Genomic DNA, 19,459 nt, shown 5'->3' on the forward strand with positions numbered 1-19,459 from the left:
TAGGCCCTAGCCCAGCCGGGGCTTGATCTGCTCGATGAAGATGGTCTGCTGCCGCTCGGGCGTGAGATGGCAGGCGGCGCCCCGCCGCTCGGGCAGGACGGGCCGTTCGCCGACGCACCGCCCGTCCGCCACCTCGCCCGTGAAGCCGCAGCGCGGATGGAAGGGGCAGCCCGTCGGTGGGGTGAGAAGGCTCGGCGGGGCGCCGGGGATGGGGTTCAGCGGCTCGTCGATGTCGGAGGAGAGCCGCGGCATGGAGCCCAGCAGCCCCCAGGTGTACGGATGCTGGGGCGCGCGCAGCACCTCGCGGACCGTACCGCGCTCGACGGCCCGGCCCGCGTACATCACCAGCAGATCGTCGGCGGTATTGGCGACCACGCCCAGATCGTGGGTGATGAGGATGATCGCGGAGCCGAACTCCTGCTGGAGGTCCTTGAGCAGATCGAGGATCTGGGCCTGGACGGTGACGTCGAGGGCGGTGGTCGGCTCGTCGGCGATCAGCAGATCGGGGTTGCAGACCAGCGACATGGCGATCATCGCGCGCTGCCGCATACCGCCGGAGAACTGATGCGGATAGTCGTCCATGCGCAAGCGCGCGTTGGGGATGCCGACCTTCTCCAGCATTGCGATCGCGCGCGATCGCGCCTCCCGCTTGGAGGCGCCGGTGTGCTTGCGGAACGGCTCGGCGATCTGGCGGCCCACCGTGTAGTACGGCGACAGGGCGGTCAGCGGATCCTGGAAGATCATCGCCATCTTGTTGCCGCGCAGCCTCTCCAGAGTGCGCTCGGGCGCGCCGGTCAGCTCCTGCCCGTCCAGCAGGATCTCGCCCCGGATCTCGGTGGTGCGCGGATCGTGGAGGCCGAGCACGGTGAGGTTGGTGACGGACTTCCCGGAGCCGGACTCGCCGACGATGCCGAGCGTGCGGCCGCGTTCGAGGTCGAAGGAGAGGCCGTCCACGGCCTTGACCACGCCGTCCTCGGTGGAGAAGCGGACGTACAGATCGCGTACGGACAGAAAGGCGCCGTCGTCGGGGGCGGCAGCCGGCGTCGCGCCGTCGTCGGGCTTGGTGAGTGTGGTCATCTCGGCAGGCTCCCGGTCTCTCAGGCGAGGCGCACGCGCGGGTCGATGAAGGCGTAGGCGGCGTCGACCAGGATGTTGAACACCACGATGGCCGCGGCGCTGACCAGCATCACGCCCATCAGCATCGGCAGATCGGTCAGCTGCACGGATTCGACCGCAAGCCGTCCGATGCCGTGCAGGGTGAAGGTGTACTCGGTGACCATCGCCCCGCCGAAGAGCGACCCGAGGTCGATGCCGAAGATGGTGATGATGGGGGCGATGGCGCCGCGCCAGGCGTAGCGGAAGAAGACCGTACGGCCGGCCAGGCCCTTGGCCCGGGCGGTACGGACATGGTCCTCCTGCAGCTGCTCGACCATCTGGGAGCGGGTCATCCGGCTGTAGTTGGCCATGAAGATCAGGGAGAGCACCAGCCAGGGCAGCAGCATCCCGCTGAACCACTTCGCCGGATTGTCGGTGAAGGGGTAGTAGGCGGGCTGATCCATGATCCCCAGGCCGCTGACGAACCAGGCCAGACAGAGCACGCCGACGAAGTAGATCTGCAGGGACGCGCCGAGCAGCGACAGCGAGCTGAAGAACTTGTCGATCCAGGTGCCGCGCCGCCAGGCCGCGATCATGCCGATGCCGATCCCGCAGACCAGGAAGACGGCGGCGCCGCCGATGGCGAGCGAGAGGGTGGTGGGGAAGCGGTCGACGATGGTGCCCCAGACCGGCTCCTGGCTGACGAAGGAGTAGCCGAAGCAGGGGGCGTCGCAGTGTCCGACCGCGAAGTCTCGCCCGACGAAGATCCCGACCATGAACTTCCAGTACTGGACCGGAACCGGCTGGTCCAGGCCGAGGTTCTTGTTGATGATCGCGAGCGATGTGGGATCGCAGCTCTTGCCGCAGGCGAGCCGGGCGGGTTCGGCGGGCAGGGCGAAGAAGAGGAAGAACGTGATCGCGCTGATCAGCAGGAGGATCACGATCGCGCCGAGGGACCGGCGGGAGAGGAATCTCAACATGGCGTCGGGGATCTTCCGCTAGGGGCGGGCCCCGGCCGCGCCGCGACGACCGTACTACGGCGGTGACGGCGTCTGCGGCGCGGCCGGGCTCCGGGCGGCTCTCTGGGCTGCCGCGGCTACTTGATGAAGACGGCCGTCGGGTCCACGGCTCCGTAGACCGAGTTGTACTTCACGCCGCCGAGACCGGAGCCCCAGAGGGTGAACAGCCGGTTGTAGTAGGTCGGGACCGCGGGGACCTCATCGGTGAAGAGCTTCTCGCTGAGCTTGATCCAGTCGGTGGTGGCCTGGTTGAGATCGCTGACCTTCGCGACCCGGTCGATCTCCTTGTCGACCGACGGGACCTTGAGGTGGGAGTAGTTCGCGGAGTCGTCGTAGACGTTCTTCCCGCCGTACACCGGGGGGACCACGGTCGAGGCCGACGGCCAGTCGGCGCCCCACGAGGACCGGTACAGGTCGTACTTGTTGGCGACCTTGCCGATCTGCGTGTAGTACGTGGTCTGGTCGATCTCCTTCTTCTGCACCTTGAACCCGGCCCGCTCCAGGGCCTGCTGGACGACCACCGAGGCGTCCTGGTGGGTCTCGCCGTTGCCGTAGGCGTAGACGAGCTCGTAGCCCTCCTTGCCGGCTTCCTTCAGCAGCTCCTTGGCCTTCTTGGCGTTGCCGCCCGGGTACTTCTTCTTCTCGAACGGGTCGAAGGACGGGTCGTAGCCCTTGAGCGTGGGGCCGACCAGACCGCCGCCGACCTCACCGGCCTTCGGACCGCCGAACTGCTGGAGGTACTGGCCGCTGGGGAAGGCCCAGGCGATCGCCTCGCGCACCTTCTTGTCCTTGACCCGGTCCAGGTTGATCGAGACGACGTCCACATACGGCTGGGTCTTGGTCATCGAACGGGCCATCGCGGCCTTGTCCTTGAGGACCGAGGAGATCTGCGAGGGGTCGACCGCGTTGGTGAACGTCATGCCGTTCCGGTCGGCGCCCTTGTCGGCCTGGAGCCGGCGGGTGGAGTCCACCCACTGATGGCCGAAGGAGACGTTGAAGGTGTTGACGTACTGATGGCGGATCGAGTCGGTGTTGGGGTCCCACTGATCGTTCTTGACGAACTGGATGCCCTTGCCCGCCTTGAAGTTCCTGATCTTGTACGGGCCGGAGGACACCGGCGCCTTGTCGTACTTCTCCTTGGTGTCCTTCGCCGGCGGCACCGCGGTGATGTTCGGCATGGCCACCGCGAAGGGCACCTCGGCGCGCGGCTGGTCGAAGTGGAAGACGACCGTCTTGTCGTCCGGGGTGTCCAGGACCGACGTGGGCAGATGCTTGCCCTTGTACGGGCCGTCCGGCAGCGCCTTGCGGTACTTCTGGCCCTCGCCGGAGAGCCACTGCTGGAGATAGGTCGGGCCGTTGGTCTCGAAGGGCGCGTAGAGCCGCTCCACGGCCTGCCGTACGTCCTTGGAGGTGATGGGCGAGCCGTCCTCGAACTTCAGCCCGTCCTTGAGGGTGTACGTCCAGGTGCGGCCGCCGTCCGAGGACTTGCCGGTGTCGGTCGCGAGGTCGCCGACCAGCTTGACCTTCCCCGTCTTGTCGTCGACCTGGTAGTTGGTCAGCGTGCGGTTGTAGAGCGTCTGCATGATCAGCTCATCGCTGACGTAGATCTGACCCGGGTCCAGATGCTCGAACGCGTCCCGCTGCAGCACCGACACGGTGCCGCCCTTCTTGGCGCCCGCCAGGTCCTTGGCGGGCCCCGTGGAGTCGGCGGCGGTGCCCAGGCTGATGTCCTGGCTCTCCATCTTGGGTTCCTTGGACCCCTTGGGATCGGAGCCGCCGCCCCCGCTGCTGCACGCCGAGAGCGCCAGGGCGCCCGCGGCCAGGGCGACGGCGTATGTGCGCGTTCTGCGCCTGCTGGTCAACGTCATGGTCGTCACTGCACCTGCCTCATCGGACGGAACACTTGCCGTTCTCTGCGTCTGCCGTACTGATCGGCGCCGGCTGTGCGTCAGCGCGTGGTCTTCGGGTCCATCGCGTCCCGGACCGAGTCCCCGAGCAGGTTGAAGGCGACCACGAAGACCACCATGGCGATGCCGGGGAAGAACATGTAGGTGATGTCGCCCTCGTAGAAGTTCGCGCCCTTGGCGAACATCCGGCCCCAGTCGGGGGTCGGCTCGACCACGCCGACGCCGAGGAAGGACAGCGCCGCCTCCGTCGTCACGAAGTTCGGCAGCATCAGCGTGGACTGCACCAGGATCGGGGTGCCGAGGTTGGGCAGCAGCTCCCTGCGGACGATCCGCCCCGGCGAGGCACCGGTCACCTTGGCCGCCTCGACGAACTCACGCTCCCGCAGGGACAGCACCTGGCCGCGCAGCAGCCGGGCCAGCTGCATCCAGCCCAGCAGCCACAACACCACCACCAGCGCCGTCACCCGGAAATAGGTGGGTGTCTCCTTCTGCGGACTGACGAACAGCGCGGTGACCACCGGCATGAAGGCGACGAAGAACAGCTGCTGCGGGAACGACAGCAGCAGATCGATGAGCCGCCCGAGGAAGTAGTCGGTGCGGCCGCCCATATAGCCCGCGACGACGCCGATCACGATGCCGGTGACCGTGGACAGCAGGGTCGCGGCCAGCCCGATCAGCAGCGAGGTGCGGATGCCGTACACCAGCTGCATCAGCACATCACGGCCGAGCTTGGGCTCGATGCCGAACCAGAACTCCCCGTCGATACCGCCGTTGGGCTTCATCGGATAGCCCGTGATGGGATCCAGCAGCTCGGGGCGGTCGAGACCGTAGGTGGTGTACGGATCCTTGCCGTACAGCCATCCGATCACCGGGGCCAGGACGGCGACGACGAAGAAGAACAGCACGACGAAGGCGGAGATCACCCCGGTCCGGTCGCGCCGGAAGCGACGCCACATCAGCTGGCGGGGCGCCAGACCGGCCGGCTGGCCGCCCTCCGCGACCGGCGCGGTCTTTTCGACCACGGTGGTCCGGGATGGACTCGTCATCGCGTCACGCCCCCCGCACTGGTGTCACACCGTCAACTCGCTTATCTATGCGCGTCATGCCGCTGCCCGCTCGCCCTGCCGTGCGTGCGTGTCGGGTTGAGCGGACTGTCGCAACCGATTAACGGCCCAGTCAAGGGGCGGGCGAGGGCGGATCTGCCGCTCATCGGAGTCTTGAGCGAAGATTTGGCAGATCGACGTGCCAACGTGCTTGACAGGGATCTCCGTATGCCGACAAAGCATGGCCTATGAGCATGAAACGCGTTAACGCACAGGCAACTTGACTGTCGCAATACCGATATACGGACGCGCCAGGCTGAACTGCGTGCGGCCGTGCGGGTGCCGTAGACCGGCCGGGGCGCGCCATGTCGTCCCGGCCGGTCACCATCCGTGATTTCTTCGTGCCCCGACGGTTGCCGGGGGTGCGAGGTGGGGGAAACCTACGGCTATGGGGCAAGGACGGATACTTAACCGCGGAGCGCGCGTCTTCGGCGCACTCGTCTGCGCTGTGCTCGGGCTGATCTCGCTGGCGTGGATCATCCGTGACCTGGACAAGGCCGACGAGGCGAGCGATCTGTGGTGGGCCTGGTCGGGGCTGCCGTTCCGGGCCTCGGGGTCGATCTTCGGCTCGTCCCTGCTCGACCTCGTCCTGCTGGTGGTCTACGTGGCCGTCGGGATCGCCGCGCTGCGCTCCCCGGCCGCCGCGGGCGCGCTCGGCACGGTCGCCGTGGTGACCGTCGCGGTGCGCCTGCCCAGCCTGTGGAATCTGAACGCGGACTGGATGCAGGGCGTCCCCGACGATCTGAAGACCCGGGCGAACCTGAGCGTGTGGGTGGGCGTCGTGCTCGGCGGTCTCCTGCTGGCGACCGTGGCCGCCGCGCGCCGCCCCGCCGATCTCGGCCCGTACCCGGCGTCGCCCGCCGACCAGCCGCCCGCCCGGCCGGGGCCCGGGGCGGCGGTCACCGCCGCCCTCTCCCTGGGGGCCGTCGGGGCCGTCATCGGCGCCTGGCAGATCTACTGGGCCCAGGAGCGCGGCTGGGTGTTCTACAAGTATCTGCTCACCGGCAAGCACACGCTGGCCACGCTGCTCTCGGCCCCCGGCGCCTGGAGCGCGTGGGCGTCGGTCGCACTGTGCCTGGCCGCCGCCGTCGCGGCGCCGGCGCGGGCGCCGCTGTCGCGGCCGCTGGGGATGACGGCGGCGGCGCTGGTGCTGACCATCGGGATCAGCGAGGTCTCGCTCTGCTTCAAGCTGGAGTACGTCGACCATCTGGGCGATCTGCCGACCGTGGGCGTGCTGAGTGTGCTCAGCGCGTTCTTCGAGGCGGCGGCGGGGCTGATCGCCCTGGTCGCGCTGGCGCGGCGGGGAGTGGGCGCGGACGAGGCGCCGCTGGGCGGCCCGCCGCGGCCCGAGGCCCCGGCGTACGGCGGCGGATACGGCGGCTACGGCTACGGGGCCGGTGGCGGCTACGGGGGCGGGGGCTATGGGGACAGCGGCGGCTACGGGGGCGGGGTCTATGCCCCACCGCCGCCCGCGACCCCGCCGCCCCCGGCTCCGCCGTCATCGCCTCCGCCCGCACCGCCGCCCGCGCCCCCGCCGGGCTGGTAGCCGCCGCCGGGTGGGCCGCCGGCGGACTGGCGCGGCCCCAGGGAGCGCTTGAGGAAGTCCACTTGCAGCAGGAGCAGATTCTCCGCGACCTGCTCCTGCGGGGTCATATGGGTCACTCCGGACAGCGGCAGCACCTCATGCGGGCGGCCCGCGGCGAGCAGGGCCGAGGAGAGCCGCAGGGTGTGCGCGACGACCACATTGTCGTCGGCCAGACCGTGGATGATCATCATCGGCCGGGCCTCGTCCGCTGCACCGGACAGCCCCTCGTCGGTCACCAGCGAGTTGGCGGCGTAGACCTCGGGCTGTTCGTCCGGATGGCCCAGATACCGCTCCATGTAGTGGGTGTCGTACAGCCGCAGATCGGTGATCGGCGCGCCCACCACGCCCGCGTGGAAGACATCGGGGCGGCGCAGCACGGCCAGCCCGGCGAGATAGCCGCCGTAGGACCAGCCGCGGATGGCGACCCGGCCGAGGTCCAGCGGATAGCGCTCGGCGAGCGCCGTCACCGCCTCGACCTGGTCCTCGAGCGTCACGCCCGCGAGATTGTCGCGTACGGCCTTCTCCCAGCCGGGGGACCGGCCGGGGGTGCCCCGGCCGTCGGCGACGATCACCGCGAAGCCCTGGTCGGCGAACCACTGCGAGGTGAGATGGGCATTGTGCGCGGCGACCACGCGCTGGCCGTGCGGCCCGCCGTACGGGTCCATGAGGACCGGCAGCGGCCCGTCGCCCTCCTGGTAGCCCGTGGGCAGGAGCACGGCGCACGGGATGTCGTTCCCGCCCGCGAAGACGAGCTCGGGGCGGGCGGTGATGACGGGCTGTTCCGCGTACGAGGCGATCTCGGCGAGCCGTTCGGCCGCGCCGTGGTCCGCGGGCCGCAGCAGCTCCACCCGGGCCCCGGGCCGGTCCACCCCCGCGTACGACAGGGCGACCACCTCGCCGCCGCGCACGGCGGAGTGCACCGCAGGGAAGGGCCGCTTGCCGACCGGCTCCCAGCCGCCCTGATCCCCGCTGCCCCGGAACCAGGCCCGGTGGACATCGATCTCGCCCGGCCGCTCGGGCAGCTCCGCCTCGGCCCCCGGCGAGGCCGAGAACAGCACATCGTCCTCGCCGATGCCGAGCACCGCGCGCACCTGGAGGGCGCCGGAGGTGAGCTTGCGGTCGCCGACCATCAGCACCCGGGCGCCGCCCTCGTCCGCGATGCGGACGAGCCGGCCATCCTCCGTCCAGGCGGGCACCCCGGGGAAAAGATCCAGCCAAACCGGGTCCTCGTCGGCATGGACCGTGCTGGTCCGCCCCGACTCGGTGTCCACGGCCAGATAGAGCTGGCTGCGCTGGTCCCGCGCCTGGACCAGCAGCAGCGGCGGGCCGTATGACGACCAGTGCACCCGTGCGAGGTACGGATAGCGCTTCCGGTCCCACTCGATCTCCGTACGGGAGCCGTCCAGGCCGAGCAGCACCAGCCGTACGTCGGCGTTGGCGGTGCCCGCGGCCGGGTACGCGATCTCGGCCGGCTTCCGGTCGGGGTGGGCGGGGTCGGCGATCCACCAGCGGCGTACGGCGGCGTCGTCGACCCGGGCGGCCAGCAGCGCGTCGCTCCGCGGTGACCACCAGAAGCCGCGTGAGCGGTCCATCTCCTCGGCCGCGATGAACTCCGCGAGGCCGTAGGAGACCGTGTCGCCCTCCGGCTCCGCGAGCGCCCGGTCGCCCTCGCCGTCGGCGCCCGTGACGCGCAGCGCGCCGCCCGCCGCGTAGGCGATATGGCGGCCGTCGGGCGACGGGCGCGGATCCACGACCGGGCCCCGGGCCCGCAACTCGCGGGTGGTGCCGGCGGTCAGGTCGGTGGTGAACAGCCGCCCGGAGAGGGCGAAGGCCGCGCGCTCCACCGCCGTGTCCACCGCGTAGCCGACCACCCCGGCCGACCCCTCGCGGCTGCGCTCGCGCCGCGCCCGCTCCTCGGCGGACAGCTTCTCGTCGGCGCCGCCGAGCAGTGCGACCGGGTCCGCGGCCGGGTACTCGCGCTGCCCGGCGAGGTCGTACACCCACAGGAGGCCCGTCCGGTCGGTGCCGGTGCGGGAGCGCAGGAAGACGACGCGTGAGTCGTCGGGGGCCACGGTGAAGGCCCGCGGCGCTCCAAGGGTGAACCGCTGGGTGCGCGCGTGCTGCCGAGGGAAGGAGAGCTGTCCGGTCATAGGGCGAGGGTACGGCTCCGGATGAGCGCAAGGGCCGTACGGCCCGCCCGTCGGGAACGGGGTTGCCCACGGCACAGTCCAGCCGTCGAGGCGTCCAGATCAAGCCAGCTCCGACGATGGCGATATGGCGCATAACCAGCGGGAAGTCGCCCCGGGACCTGGGGAGTCGGTGCGATCGGGCATGCGCCCCTGTCATGCTCCCGTGCACCGAGTCGTGCGCACGCACCCATAGTTATGATCGATTGCGCATAGTGGGTAGGACTCCCGTGGCATCAATAAGTTATCCGTCCGAGCGCGTGTACCTGGAGGTGAGCCGCTGTGGCGCTCTCGATCTCGTTGTCAGTGCTGCTGCTGATCATCGTCTTCATGCTCGTCAACAAGGCAGGGCTGAAGGCGGGGCACGCGGTCATCTGTGTGCTTCTCGGCTTCTATCTCGCGAGCTCATCGGTCGCTCCGACGATCGACGACCTCACGACCAATGTGGCGGACATGATCGGCGGCGTGAAGCTCTGACCCCGGGGGATGGGTGTCGGGGCCACGACCCATGGGCACTGGTGTGCGACTCGTAGGCTGTGCCCATGACCGTTCTTCCCGCCCGTCGTCTGCTGCTGGTCCACGCGCATCCGGACGACGAGTCGATCAATAACGGCGCGACCATGGCGAAGTACGCCGCCGAGGGCGCTCATGTCACGCTGGTGACCTGCACCCTCGGCGAGGAGGGCGAGGTGATCCCGCCTGCCCTCGCGCATCTCGCCGCCGACCGTGACGACGCGCTCGGCCCGCACCGGACCGGCGAACTCGCCGCGGCCATGAAGGCCTTGGGCGTCGAGGACCACCGCTTCCTGGGCGGACCCGGCCGCTACCGCGACTCCGGGATGATGGGCGCCCCGCAGAACGACCGGCCGGACAGTTTCTGGCAGGCCCACCTCGACGAGGCCGCGGGCCATCTGGTGGCCGTGGTCCGCGAGGTCCGCCCGCAGGTCCTGGTGGCGTACGACCGCGATGGGGGCTACGGCCACCCCGACCACATCCAGGCGCACCGGGTCGCGATGCGCGCGGTGGAGCTCGCCGCCGACCCGGACCACCGCCCGGAGCTCGGCGCGCCGCACGAGATCGCCAAGGTCTACTGGAACTGCGTTCCGCGCTCGGCCGTCGAGGAGGGCTTCGCCCGGCTGCGGGCGGCGGGGCGGGAGTCGCTCTTCCCAGGGATCGCCACCGTCGACGACGTCCCGGGGGTGGTGGACGACACGGAGGTGACCGCGGCGATCGACGGCACCGGGTACGCCGCGGCCAAGACGGCCGCCATGCGCGCCCACGCCAGCCAGATCGCCGTGGACGGGCCCTTCTTCGCGCTCTCGAACGACCTGGGTCAGCCGCTGTTCGTCAAGGAGCACTACCGGCTCGTCAGGGGCGAGGCCGCCGCGGACCGCGAGGACGACCTCTTCGCGGGGGTGACGGCATGACCGCCGGGCGGCTGGGAGGTTACGCGCTGCTGGCCGTAGTCGGGGCGCTGGTGGGCATCGCGGGCGCGCTGGTCCAAGCCGCCTGGTTCCCCGGCGGGTTGCTGCTCGCGCTGCTGGGCGTCGTGGCCGTGTGCTACGGCGGGGTCAAGGCCACCGGGACCAGGCTGGGCGGCGGAGTGCCCGCCGGGGCGTGGACGGTCGCCGTAGTTCTGCTCACATCCGCCCGACCGGAAGGGGACTTCCTCTTCGGCGCGGGCCTGGGGTCGTACGCTTTCCTCCTGGGCGGAATGTTCGCCGGTGTGATGTGCGCCACGTTGCCTTTGGTGCCGCAACCGGGCAGGCCGTCGGTCCGACTTGGTAAGTGACGTGACGTTTTCGGCGTGACGTCCCCGGGACTCGACGGGGCGTTCCGAGTGCGCCGGACGGTGTGCCATGGGCACACAGGGTGCGCTGAAAGGGCGGCCGTCAAGTACGCGACCGTGACGCCCAGTATGGTGGTGCGCGCCGCCGAGCCGCCCGCGCGAGTCTGACGGGCGGCGGAGCTAACTGGGAGAACCTGCTTTGAGCCGTGAATCTGACAGTTCGTCCTCCGGGCCCCGGGGGGGTAGCGGTGGTGCCGCCTACCCGTCGGGCACCCCGCCGTACGGATCGCGCCAGTACCCGTCGCCGAACCCGGCGCAGGACGCCCCTCAGGGCGGCGCCGACGACGGCGAGGGGCGTGCCGCGGCCAAGCCGGAGGAACCGAAGACCGAAACCACTCTGACGACCCGGATCCGGATCAACATTCCGGGTTCGCGGCCCATCCCGCCGGTCGTCATGCGCAGGCCCGTCGCGGAGGAGGGCGTGCCCGCCCCCCGCTCCGGTGAGGACGACGAGTCCTCCGAGCGCACCGGCAGCACGCCCCGGCCCAGCCTCGCGCCGGCGCCCGAGTCCGGCGCGGCGGCCGAGGCGCGGGCGGACGGCCCGGAGGGCAGGGAGAACAAGGGGGGTAAGGGAGGCAAGGGAGACGGCGAGCGGACCAGCGACTGGTTCGCGCCCCGGAGGTCCAAGGGCGGCTCGTCGACGACCGGGAGCACCCCGAAGCCGCCGGTGTCCCCGGCCCCGGAGACCACCCAGCAGTTCCCCGCCCCGTCGCTGGGCGGCGGCGGACCCGTCTCCGATCTGCCGTACTTCACCGACACCCCGGCCACCGGCGGCTTCCCCGCGCGGGAGCCGAACGGCCCGACCACCGGCCCGGTCTCCGGCGACATGCTGATGCCGCCGCGGGGCCCCGGCGCCGGCCGGCGCGACGACGATCTGCTGGCCCCGCCCGGACCGGGCTCCGCGGGCAGCCCGTTCGACGGCGGCCCGCGGACGCCGGGTGGTGTGGGGCCGCTGGGTGACGCCTCGGGCCCCGGCGCGCAGCCGCCGACTCCGCCGGGCGGCTCACCGCTGTCCGGCAGCCTCGGCGCCACCACGGGCGCGGGTCCGCTGGGCGGTCTCGGCGGGGACCTCGACACGAGCCCGTCGCTGTTCCGCGACCCCGACCCCACGCCCAGCGGCGGAGTGCCGCCCGAGCAGGTCTCCAGCGACACGCTGGTCAGCGGGGTGCCCGTGGTCCCGCGGTCCGAGGGCCGGCAGGGACCGCCGTCCCCGCCCGCCGCGCCCGGCGGCAGCGCCCCGGCGCCGTCCGCCCCCGCGGCCGGCAAGCCCAAGAAGAAGGGCCGCTCCAAGATCGTCATGGCCGTGGCCCTGCTCCTCGTGATCGGCGGTGGGGCGTACAGCGCGGGCCTGGTGATGAACCACGCCGATGTGCCGAACGGCACCACCGTCCTCGGCGTCGACATCGGCGGCACCTCCAAGGAGGTCGCCGTCGGCAAGCTCGACTCCGCGCTCGGCGACCGCACCAGCGCCCCGCTGAAGGTGTCGGTCGACGGCCAGCAGAAGGAGATCAAGCCGTCCGTAGCGGGCCTGGTGCTGGACACCGACGCCACGGTCCGGGGCGTCGCGGGCCGGGACTACAACCCGGTCACCGTCATCGGCTCGCTCTTCGGCGGCACCCACCAGGCCGACCCCTCCGTAACGGTCGACGAGGAGAAGCTCCGGGACGCCCTGAAGCGGCTCGCGGGCACCTCGGGCACGGCCCGCGAGGGCTCGATCAACTTCGCGTCCGGCCGGGCCGTCGCCGTGTACGGCAAGGAGGGCAAGGCCCTGGACGTGGACCAGGCGGTGCAGGCCGTGTCCGACGCGTACCGCCAGCGGGCCGAGACCGGCCAGGACAAGGTCATCACGCTGCCCGTCGGCGTCAAGCGGCCGACGGTCAGCAAGGCCGAGGTCGACCAGAAGATGAAGAGCTTCGCCAAGCCCGCGATGTCGGGCCTGGTGACGGTCCAGACGGACCCCCAGCACTCCATTCAGTTCGGCCCGGACAAATCGCTGCGGAAGATCCTCTCCATGCGGGTGGTCGACGGTCATCTGACCGAGCACTACGATCTGCCCGTCCTCAAGCAGCTGTACGGCAGCACCTTCGACGGCGTGCTGATCGAGCGCGGCAACGGCTCGAAGAAGCCCGTCACCCCGCAGGACGTGGTGGCGGCGCTGCGGCAGGCGCTGGTCGGGAAGACGGCGAGCGAGCGCGTCGGCGTCATCGGCCAGGACAACTGAGCCGCCCGTACGACGGTCACGGCCCCTGCCCGGCACCCGGGCGGGGGCCGCGTCGTACGCGGCGTCGCGCCGTCATTCCGGTGGCGTCATGTTCCGGACCTGGACCGGGCCGGCGTCCACCACCCGGACTTCACCCCCGACCGCGAGGAGGCGCTGGCCTGGGCGCTGCGCGAGGCGATCACCAATGTGGTGCGGCACAGCGGCGCGCGCGGCTGCGCGGTGACGCTCACCGAGACGGCCGACGACCTCTGTCTGACGGTCACCGACCACGGCCGGGGCCCCGCGGGCCCGCCCGGCAACGGCCCGACCGGGCTCGCCGAAGCCATGGGTCAGGAGCCGACGCCTTCCTGGTCAAGGACGCGCCCGCCGCCCAGCTCGCGGACGCGATACGGCGGGTGCTGCGCGGCGAGCGGGTCATCGGCCCGACGCTCGCCGCCGCCGCGCTCGTGGACGGCGCCGGCCCGCTGACCGCGCGGGAGCGCGAGGGTGCTGCGGGCCTCGGCGGACGGCTCGACCAACGCGGAGCCGGCCCGCGCCCTGAACCTGTCGCAGGGGACGGTCCGCAACTACCTCTCCACGGCCATCCAGAAGACCGCCGCCCGCAACCGCACCGAGGCGGTCCGCATCGCCCGCGACAAGGGCTGGCTGTAGCCCGGGCCGCCAGGGCTCCTAGTTGAGCATCGCGCGGGCCGCGCGCGCCTGGCGCCGTACCGCCTCCGCCGCTTCGGGCTCCACCGCCGCCACGACCTCCGCGTAATCCTCCAGCTCGTTGGCACCGGCCGTGAAGTCACCCCGCTCCACGAGCAGTTGCGCCCGCTCGTAGCGCAGCCGGGCCGGATGGCTGGGCAGCAGCAGGGCCAGCTCGACCGCCCAGAGCTGGACGTCGATGCGCTCGGGGCGGGCGGCGGCCCAGGCGCGGATGTTGTTGAGGATCCGCGCCACGATGTCCAGCGGAGAGGCCGAGGTCAGCATCGACGGCGACAGCGGGGTGCCGGTCGCCCCCGCCACCAGCAGGGCCGCGTCCTCGTCCGACAGTGGCCGCCCGCCGTCGAAGGGGTCGGCCAGCACATGCTGTCCGTACGGATCGCCGAAGCCGACCACGAAGTGGCCCGGCAGCGCCACCCCGTACACCGGCGCGCCCGCCCGCCGCGCCACCTCGATCCACACCACCGACAGCAGGATCGGCAGACCCCGGCGGTGCCGCAGCACCTGATGGAGCAGCGAGGACTCCAGCCGCCGGTAGTCGGCCGCGGCGCCCCGGAAGTCGTAGCGCTCGCCGAGGAGGCGGGCCAGCGCGGTGGCCCAGGCCTCGGGGCCGCCGGGGGAGAAGGGGAGCAGACCGGCCAGCCGGTCGAGCTCGATCTGCGCCTCGTCGATCCCGGTCTCGTCCAGCGCGGGGTCGGCCTCCAGGCCCACCAACAGGCACAGCAGGGCCAGGTCGGGGCGCTCCTCGCGCGCCGCGTCGGCGAACCGCCGCCGTCGTGCTGTGTCGTTCATGCGTGGCCCCCTCTTTTTTGTGGCTCGGTTCGCCTCCGGGGCGCTCAAGCCCCTGTCGACGGCCGACCGTGCTCGGCCCACCTTTTTTCGGGGCTCGGTTCGCCTCCGGGGCGCTCAAGCCCCTGTCGACGGTCGACCGTGCTCGGCCCACCTTTTTTCGGGGCTCGGTTCGCCTCCGGGGCGCTAAAGCCCCTGTCGACGGTCGACCGTGCTCGGCCCCTCGTTCCTCGGGGCCTCCGCGCGCTCTCCCTTTCGACAGCGGCGCGCCCCTTCGGCTCACTCGCCGGGGCCCCGGGGGCTCCACGGCGGCTCGCCCCTTCCGCTCGCCCCCAGCTACCACTGGGAGGTGCCCCCGGCCGGAAGATCCTAGGACCCCATACCGATGGGAACCCAGGGGCCCCATAACGCTGGGAAGCCTCGGAGTCTCCGGGGTGCATCAGCCGGCTCACTCGCTTCGGGGTGCGCGCCAGTGGTGGTAGGTGTGGTGGACGGTGAACCCCATGGGCTCGTAGAGGGCGTGGGCACCCTCATTATCCGTCTCGACCTGGAGGTACGCGGCCGAGGCGCCCTCCTCCAGCGCCGTGCGGGCCAGCGCGGTCATCACGGCGCCGGCCAGACCCTGCCGCCGTCGCTCCGGGGCGACCTCTATCGCCGTGAACCCGGCCCAGCGGCCGTCCACCACACAGCGCCCGATCGCCGCCGGAACGCTGCCCTCCGCCTCGGACCGTATGGTCGCGAACCACACCGACGGGCCGCCGGAGAGCACCGCCCGCGCCTCGGGGGAGGGCCGGGCGGAGCGCTGGTAGCGGGCCAGCCAGGCGTCGTCGAGCTGCCGGGAGAGCACCACGGCGGTGGTGTCGGCGTCCCGGTCGCCGACGGGGGCGAGGGCCGCGACGCGCAGCTGCGCGGAGACCTCCCGGGTCCAGCCGCGGGTGCCGAGCTCCGCGGCGAGCAGCTCCTGGGTGTCCTCGGCGCCTGTGCTGACCTGGAGGTACGCGGGAAGATCGCGCGCGGCGTACCAGGCGGTCACCCGGCGCAGCGCGTCGTCCAGCGGCATACCCGGATCGCCGAGCGGCAGGACGGAATTGGCGCGCCGGGTGAATCCGCCGGAGGCGCGCAGCTCCCACTCGCCCAGCGGCTCGCTGACGACCGGCGGCCAGCCGCGGGCGGCGACCCGGTCCAGCTCACGGGCGCTCGCGGCCGGGCCGCGGCGGCGGGCCGGGGCGGCGGGCACCACCTTGCCGGCCACCAGCGATGCCTCGGCGATCTCCACGACCTCCCCGGTGCGCCGGGTGATGGACAGCGTCTCCTCGGTCCACGATGTGAGAACTCCTACCACGTCGGTGAACTTCTCGTGGCGTGCCCCGGCGCCGGTCAAAAGCCGCACCGAAACGCGTTTTCCCACGTCATCCGGGGTGATCCGGACCTCGAGACGTCCGCCAGTGGTGAAATCCACAGCTCTGTCAGCCCCTCATGTGCGTCTGGTGCCCAAGAACGGAGATACTAGGTGCGGGCATCGACGACGCCGCGCTCCCGCGCGATAGCAGCCCTAACGAGGAGGAACGACAGCGTGACCTACGTCATCGCGCAGCCTTGTGTCGACCTGAAGGACAAGGCGTGCATCGAGGAGTGCCCCGTCGACTGTATCTACGAGGGCCAGCGGTCCTTGTACATCCACCCGGACGAATGCGTCGACTGCGGGGCCTGTGAGCCGGTCTGCCCGGTCGAGGCGATCTTCTACGAGGATGACACTCCGGAGGAGTGGAAGGACTACTACAAGGCGAACGTCGAGTTCTTCGACGAGCTCGGTTCGCCCGGCGGTGCGAGCAAGCTCGGCCTGATCGAGCGCGACCACCCCTTCATCGCCGCGCTTCCGCCGCAGGAGCACAACGAGTGACCCTGCCGCGGCCCTAGGCGCAGCCCTCGGTCCCGTACGGCCTGTGGCCTGCGGGGCCGGACTGTTTTCCCGGGCACCCCCGGGTTCCCCGGGTCGCCGTACCCGGGCTGCTGAACAAGAAAGTGAGCCACCCCGTGCCACCCGTCTCCGCTCGCCTCCCGGTCTTCCCCTGGGACCGGCTCGAACCGTACAAGGCGACCGCCGCCGCCCATCCCGACGGCATCGTCGACCTTTCGGTGGGCACCCCTGTCGACCCGGTTCCCGAGCTGGTCCAAAGGGCGCTCGCCGGTGCTGCGGACAGCCCCGGCTATCCGACCGTCTGGGGCACCGCCGAGCTGCGGGACGCGCTGGCGGGCTGGGTGGAGCGGCGGCTGGGCGCGGCGCGGGTCGAGCACACCCAGGTGCTGCCGGTCGTCGGGTCGAAGGAGCTGGTGGCCTCGCTGCCGGCGCAGCTGGGCCTCGGCCCGGGGGACCGGGTCGCCTTCCCGCGGCTGGCCTACCCGACGTACGAGGTGGGCGCGCGGCTGGCCGGTGCCGAGCCGGTGCCGTACGACGAGCCTACGGAGCTGGACCCGGCGGGGCTGGGGCTGCTGTGGCTGAACTCCCCGTCCAACCCCACCGGCCGGGTGCTGGACCAGGACGAGCTGCGGGCCGCGGTCGCCTGGGCCCGTGCGCACGGGGTGCTGGTCGTCAGCGACGAGTGCTATCTGGAGCTGGGCTGGGAGGCGGACCCGAGGTCGGTGCTGCACCCGGAGATCTCCGGGGGGAGCTTCGAAGGGCTGGTCGCGGTCCACTCGCTGTCCAAGCGGTCCAACCTGGCGGGCTATCGCGCGGCGTTCCTCGCCGGTGACGAGGCGGTGCTGGGCGAGCTGCTGAAGATCCGCAAGCACGGCGGGATGATGGTGCCCGCGCCGGTGCAGGCCGCCACGGTCGCGGCGCTCGGCGACGACAAGCATGTGGCGGAGCAGCGCGAGCGCTATGAGCGGCGCCGGGCCGCGCTGCGGTCGGCGCTGGAGGGCCATGGCTTCCGTATCGAGCACAGCGAGGCGTCGCTGTATCTGTGGGCGACGCGGGACGAGCCGTGCTGGGACACCGTCGGCGCCCTGGCCGAGCTGGGCATCCTGGTGGCGCCGGGCGAGTTCTACGGTGCGGCGGGGGAGCGGCATGTGCGGGTCGCGTTCACCGCGACCGACGAGCGGGTGGCGGCGGCGGTCCGCCGGCTGGCGGGCTGAGACCCCGCCCACGGGCGGGGCCGGGACATCCGCTTCCGGTACCGGGACATCCGATGGGGCCCGGGGAGCGACACCTGCTCCCCGGGCCCCATCGCGCATCCGTGCGCCCGTGGGGTGCGATCAGCCGAGCAGCGGCAGGCCCTTGAGCGGCAGGCCCTTGACCGGCAGCGAGTCGTCCTGCGGGGCGCTGGGCGCGGCCGGCGCGGGAGCGGCCTTGGCCGGGGCGGCCTTGGCGGCCGGCGCCATCTTGCCCTTGGCGTGGGCGCCGCTCTTGCCCTTGGTGTGGGTGGCCTTGCCCTGGCCCTTGCCCTTGGCGTGGACACCCTTGGCGACGCCGTGCTTGGCGTGGGCGGCCTTGGCGGCGGTGCCCTTGACCGCCTTCCCGGGCTTGGCCGGGGTGGTCTTCGCCGGCTTGGCGGGCTTGGCGGGCTTGGCCGGGGTGGTCTTCGCCGGGGCGGCCTTGCCCGGGAGGACCTCCTTGACGGTCCGGCCGGCCTTGCCGCTGAGGTCACCCGCCGCGCTCCCGACCTGCTGCGAGGCGGCGTCGGTGACCTCACCGACGGCGGCGGTGTCCAGCGCGCTCAGCCCGCCCAGCTTGGGGCTCTGCGGCAGGGACTGATCCGCCGCACTCGCGGCGTCGGCGGCACCGACCACGGGCGCCGCACTCGCCGCGACCAGCAGCGCGGCCCGAGCGATCCGACGCGTGAGAGGGAGGGACATGATGCTCCTTTGAGGGAGGGACAGTTGGCATGGGGTGTCCGGCGATCGGACGCTGTGAATACCGCGTGAGCCGCGCGAAGGTTGCGGTGCGCCAAGGTAAAGAATTGGCAATACGTCGCATTATCCGCTTCTGCGCGTATTAAGTGCGGAGCATGTTCCGATGAACGCCCCAAGGCACCGCGCCAACCGTCCTGAACTGCGGTGATGGACTGCGCTATCGGGCGATGGTGATGCGCACTTCCGCCTCGGAACCCTCCTTGGCCGACCGCCAGCCGTCCCCGGAATTCCCCGCGTTCCATTCGCGATTTCCGTAGGAGACGCGTTCGATACGCAACTCGTCCGAGTGAGCCACCGCCCAGTGGGCCAATTCCCAGCCCCGCTGGGCCGCGCCGCCCCGGGCCGTCGCCGGCCGCACCGGAACGAGCACCGCATGGGGGGAGGCGGCGTGTTTTCCGCCGCCGTGCCCGGCCGAGTCCAGCCGCGACTGCGCCTCCGCGCCGAACTCGCGCTTCAGCGCCGCCCGTACGCGCGCCGGATCGCCCCTGTGGCCGTCGTCCGGCGGCCCCGGGCAGCTGAAGGCGCCCGCCGAACGCCCGGTGAGGGCGCCGGTCAGCACCACCGCCTCCGTCTCGTGCTTCGCGTACGCCTGCGGGAAACCGCTGCGCTGCACCCGCTGCGCGGCCACCGTCAGCGGCAGCCGTGAATAGCCGGGCACCCGCACCAGATGGTCGTAGAACTTCCCGGCGGCGTAGACCGGATTCCGGATCTGCCGCACGGTGCCCCAGCCCTGCGAGGGGCGTTGCTGGAAGAGGCCCTGCGAATCCCGGTCGCCGTGGCGGATGTTGCGCAGCCCCGACTCCTGCAGCGCGGTGGCGAGCGCGATGGTGACCGCCCGCTCCGGCAGCCCGCGGGAGGCGGCCACGGCCTCGACCGTGGCGGCGTTCACCGCCTGTTCCGGGTCGAGCAGCACATCCTCGCCGTCCGCCCGGACGACACAGCGCGGCGGCCCCGTGCCACCGGTCAGCAGATGCACCGCCACGTATCCGGCCAGCCCCAGGAGCACGGCACAGGCGACCGCGGCTCGGAGCAGACGGGCACGGCTGGAGAAGACGGACACGCGCCACACGTTACTGGAGGGCCCCGCGGCC

15 protein-coding genes and 3 pseudogenes are annotated in these 19,459 nt (G+C 71.7%); 9 read left to right on the plus strand and 9 right to left on the minus strand.

Features of this window, described 5'->3' with window-relative positions; all coding sequences use genetic code 11:
* Window positions 1-6: 6 nt before the first annotated feature.
* The 4 genes from ABZS71_RS00190 to ABZS71_RS00205 all read right to left on the minus strand — a co-directional run bounded on the left by ABZS71_RS00190 (window position 7) and on the right by ABZS71_RS00205 (window position 5,067).
* Window positions 7-1,077, minus strand: coding sequence for an ABC transporter ATP-binding protein (locus ABZS71_RS00190; RefSeq protein WP_356206162.1), 1,071 nt, complete (start codon window positions 1,075-1,077; stop codon window positions 7-9).
* Window positions 1,078-1,097: 20 nt separating this feature from the next.
* The gene (locus tag ABZS71_RS00195) at window positions 1,098-2,075 is read right to left on the minus strand and encodes an ABC transporter permease (protein WP_356206164.1); all 978 of its coding nucleotides are present in this window, start codon (window positions 2,073-2,075) and stop codon (window positions 1,098-1,100) included.
* A gap of 116 nt (window positions 2,076-2,191) precedes the next feature.
* Window positions 2,192-3,982: an ABC transporter substrate-binding protein gene (locus ABZS71_RS00200; protein WP_356206166.1), complete on the minus strand. Its 1,791-nt coding sequence runs from the start codon at window positions 3,980-3,982 to the stop codon at window positions 2,192-2,194.
* An 80-nt stretch (window positions 3,983-4,062) separates the two neighbouring features.
* Window positions 4,063-5,067 carry an ABC transporter permease gene (locus tag ABZS71_RS00205; RefSeq protein WP_355851038.1) on the minus strand — a complete coding sequence of 335 codons (1,005 nt, stop codon included), beginning with the start codon at window positions 5,065-5,067 and terminating at the stop codon, window positions 4,063-4,065.
* A 445-nt stretch (window positions 5,068-5,512) separates the two neighbouring features.
* Between ABZS71_RS00205 and ABZS71_RS00210 the strand changes: the two genes are divergently transcribed.
* On the plus strand, window positions 5,513-6,670 hold the full coding sequence (locus ABZS71_RS00210; protein ID WP_356206169.1) for a hypothetical protein: 1,158 nt from the start codon (window positions 5,513-5,515) through the stop codon (window positions 6,668-6,670).
* Here the strand turns inward: ABZS71_RS00210 and ABZS71_RS00215 are convergent.
* A complete protein-coding gene (locus ABZS71_RS00215; protein WP_356206171.1) occupies window positions 6,577-8,859 on the minus strand; it encodes a prolyl oligopeptidase family serine peptidase in 2,283 nt (760 codons plus the stop codon). The two genes, ABZS71_RS00210 and ABZS71_RS00215, sit on opposite strands and share 94 nt — an antisense overlap.
* Window positions 8,860-9,177: 318 nt before the next feature.
* Between ABZS71_RS00215 and ABZS71_RS00220 the strand changes: the two genes are divergently transcribed.
* The 6 genes and pseudogenes from ABZS71_RS00220 to ABZS71_RS00245 form a co-directional block, all read left to right on the plus strand.
* The gene (locus ABZS71_RS00220; RefSeq protein ID WP_355851029.1) at window positions 9,178-9,372 is read left to right on the plus strand and encodes a hypothetical protein; all 195 of its coding nucleotides are present in this window, start codon (window positions 9,178-9,180) and stop codon (window positions 9,370-9,372) included.
* Between the two features lie 65 nt (window positions 9,373-9,437).
* Window positions 9,438-10,322: an N-acetyl-1-D-myo-inositol-2-amino-2-deoxy-alpha-D-glucopyranoside deacetylase gene (mshB, locus tag ABZS71_RS00225; protein ID WP_356206174.1), complete on the plus strand. Its 885-nt coding sequence runs from the start codon at window positions 9,438-9,440 to the stop codon at window positions 10,320-10,322.
* Window positions 10,319-10,687, plus strand: a complete 369-nt coding sequence (locus ABZS71_RS00230; protein WP_355851023.1) for a DUF6113 family protein — start codon at window positions 10,319-10,321, stop codon at window positions 10,685-10,687. Before mshB ends, ABZS71_RS00230 begins: the two co-directional genes overlap by 4 nt.
* A 196-nt stretch (window positions 10,688-10,883) precedes the next feature.
* Window positions 10,884-12,965, plus strand: a complete 2,082-nt coding sequence (locus ABZS71_RS00235; RefSeq protein WP_356206176.1) for a peptidoglycan binding domain-containing protein — start codon at window positions 10,884-10,886, stop codon at window positions 12,963-12,965.
* Window positions 12,966-13,100: 135 nt separating this feature from the next.
* Window positions 13,101-13,292 (plus strand): annotated as a pseudogene (locus tag ABZS71_RS00240) (ATP-binding protein); the annotation flags it as partial.
* 2 nt (window positions 13,293-13,294) lie between these two features.
* Window positions 13,295-13,616, plus strand: a pseudogene (locus ABZS71_RS00245) (response regulator transcription factor); the annotation flags it as partial.
* A gap of 18 nt (window positions 13,617-13,634) precedes the next feature.
* Here ABZS71_RS00245 and ABZS71_RS00250 read toward each other — a convergent pair.
* Together ABZS71_RS00250 and ABZS71_RS00255 are read right to left on the minus strand one after the other, a co-directional pair.
* Window positions 13,635-14,462 (minus strand): transglutaminase-like domain-containing protein, encoded by an 828-nt coding sequence (locus tag ABZS71_RS00250; RefSeq protein WP_355851017.1) that lies wholly within the window; start codon window positions 14,460-14,462, stop codon window positions 13,635-13,637.
* Between the two features lie 445 nt (window positions 14,463-14,907).
* Window positions 14,908-15,918: a GNAT family N-acetyltransferase gene (locus ABZS71_RS00255; RefSeq protein ID WP_356206179.1), complete on the minus strand. Its 1,011-nt coding sequence runs from the start codon at window positions 15,916-15,918 to the stop codon at window positions 14,908-14,910.
* Window positions 15,919-16,032: 114 nt separating this feature from the next.
* Between ABZS71_RS00255 and fdxA the strand changes: the two genes are divergently transcribed.
* On the plus strand, window positions 16,033-16,359 hold the full coding sequence (gene fdxA, locus ABZS71_RS00260) for a ferredoxin (RefSeq protein ID WP_355851011.1): 327 nt from the start codon (window positions 16,033-16,035) through the stop codon (window positions 16,357-16,359).
* A gap of 134 nt (window positions 16,360-16,493) precedes the next feature.
* Complete coding sequence (gene dapC / locus ABZS71_RS00265) at window positions 16,494-17,591, plus strand: succinyldiaminopimelate transaminase (protein ID WP_356206182.1); 1,098 nt, start codon at window positions 16,494-16,496, stop codon at window positions 17,589-17,591.
* A gap of 495 nt (window positions 17,592-18,086) precedes the next feature.
* Here dapC and ABZS71_RS00270 read toward each other — a convergent pair.
* Window positions 18,087-18,311 (minus strand): annotated as a pseudogene (locus ABZS71_RS00270) (ATP-binding protein); the annotation flags it as partial.
* A 214-nt stretch (window positions 18,312-18,525) separates the two neighbouring features.
* Window positions 18,526-19,437 carry a hypothetical protein gene (locus tag ABZS71_RS00275; protein WP_356206184.1) on the minus strand — a complete coding sequence of 304 codons (912 nt, stop codon included), beginning with the start codon at window positions 19,435-19,437 and terminating at the stop codon, window positions 18,526-18,528.
* Window positions 19,438-19,459: the final 22 nt, after the last annotated feature.

It is taken from the genome of Streptomyces sp. NPDC005393 (genome assembly GCF_040606675.1).
GTDB lineage: Bacteria > Actinomycetota > Actinomycetes > Streptomycetales > Streptomycetaceae > Streptomyces.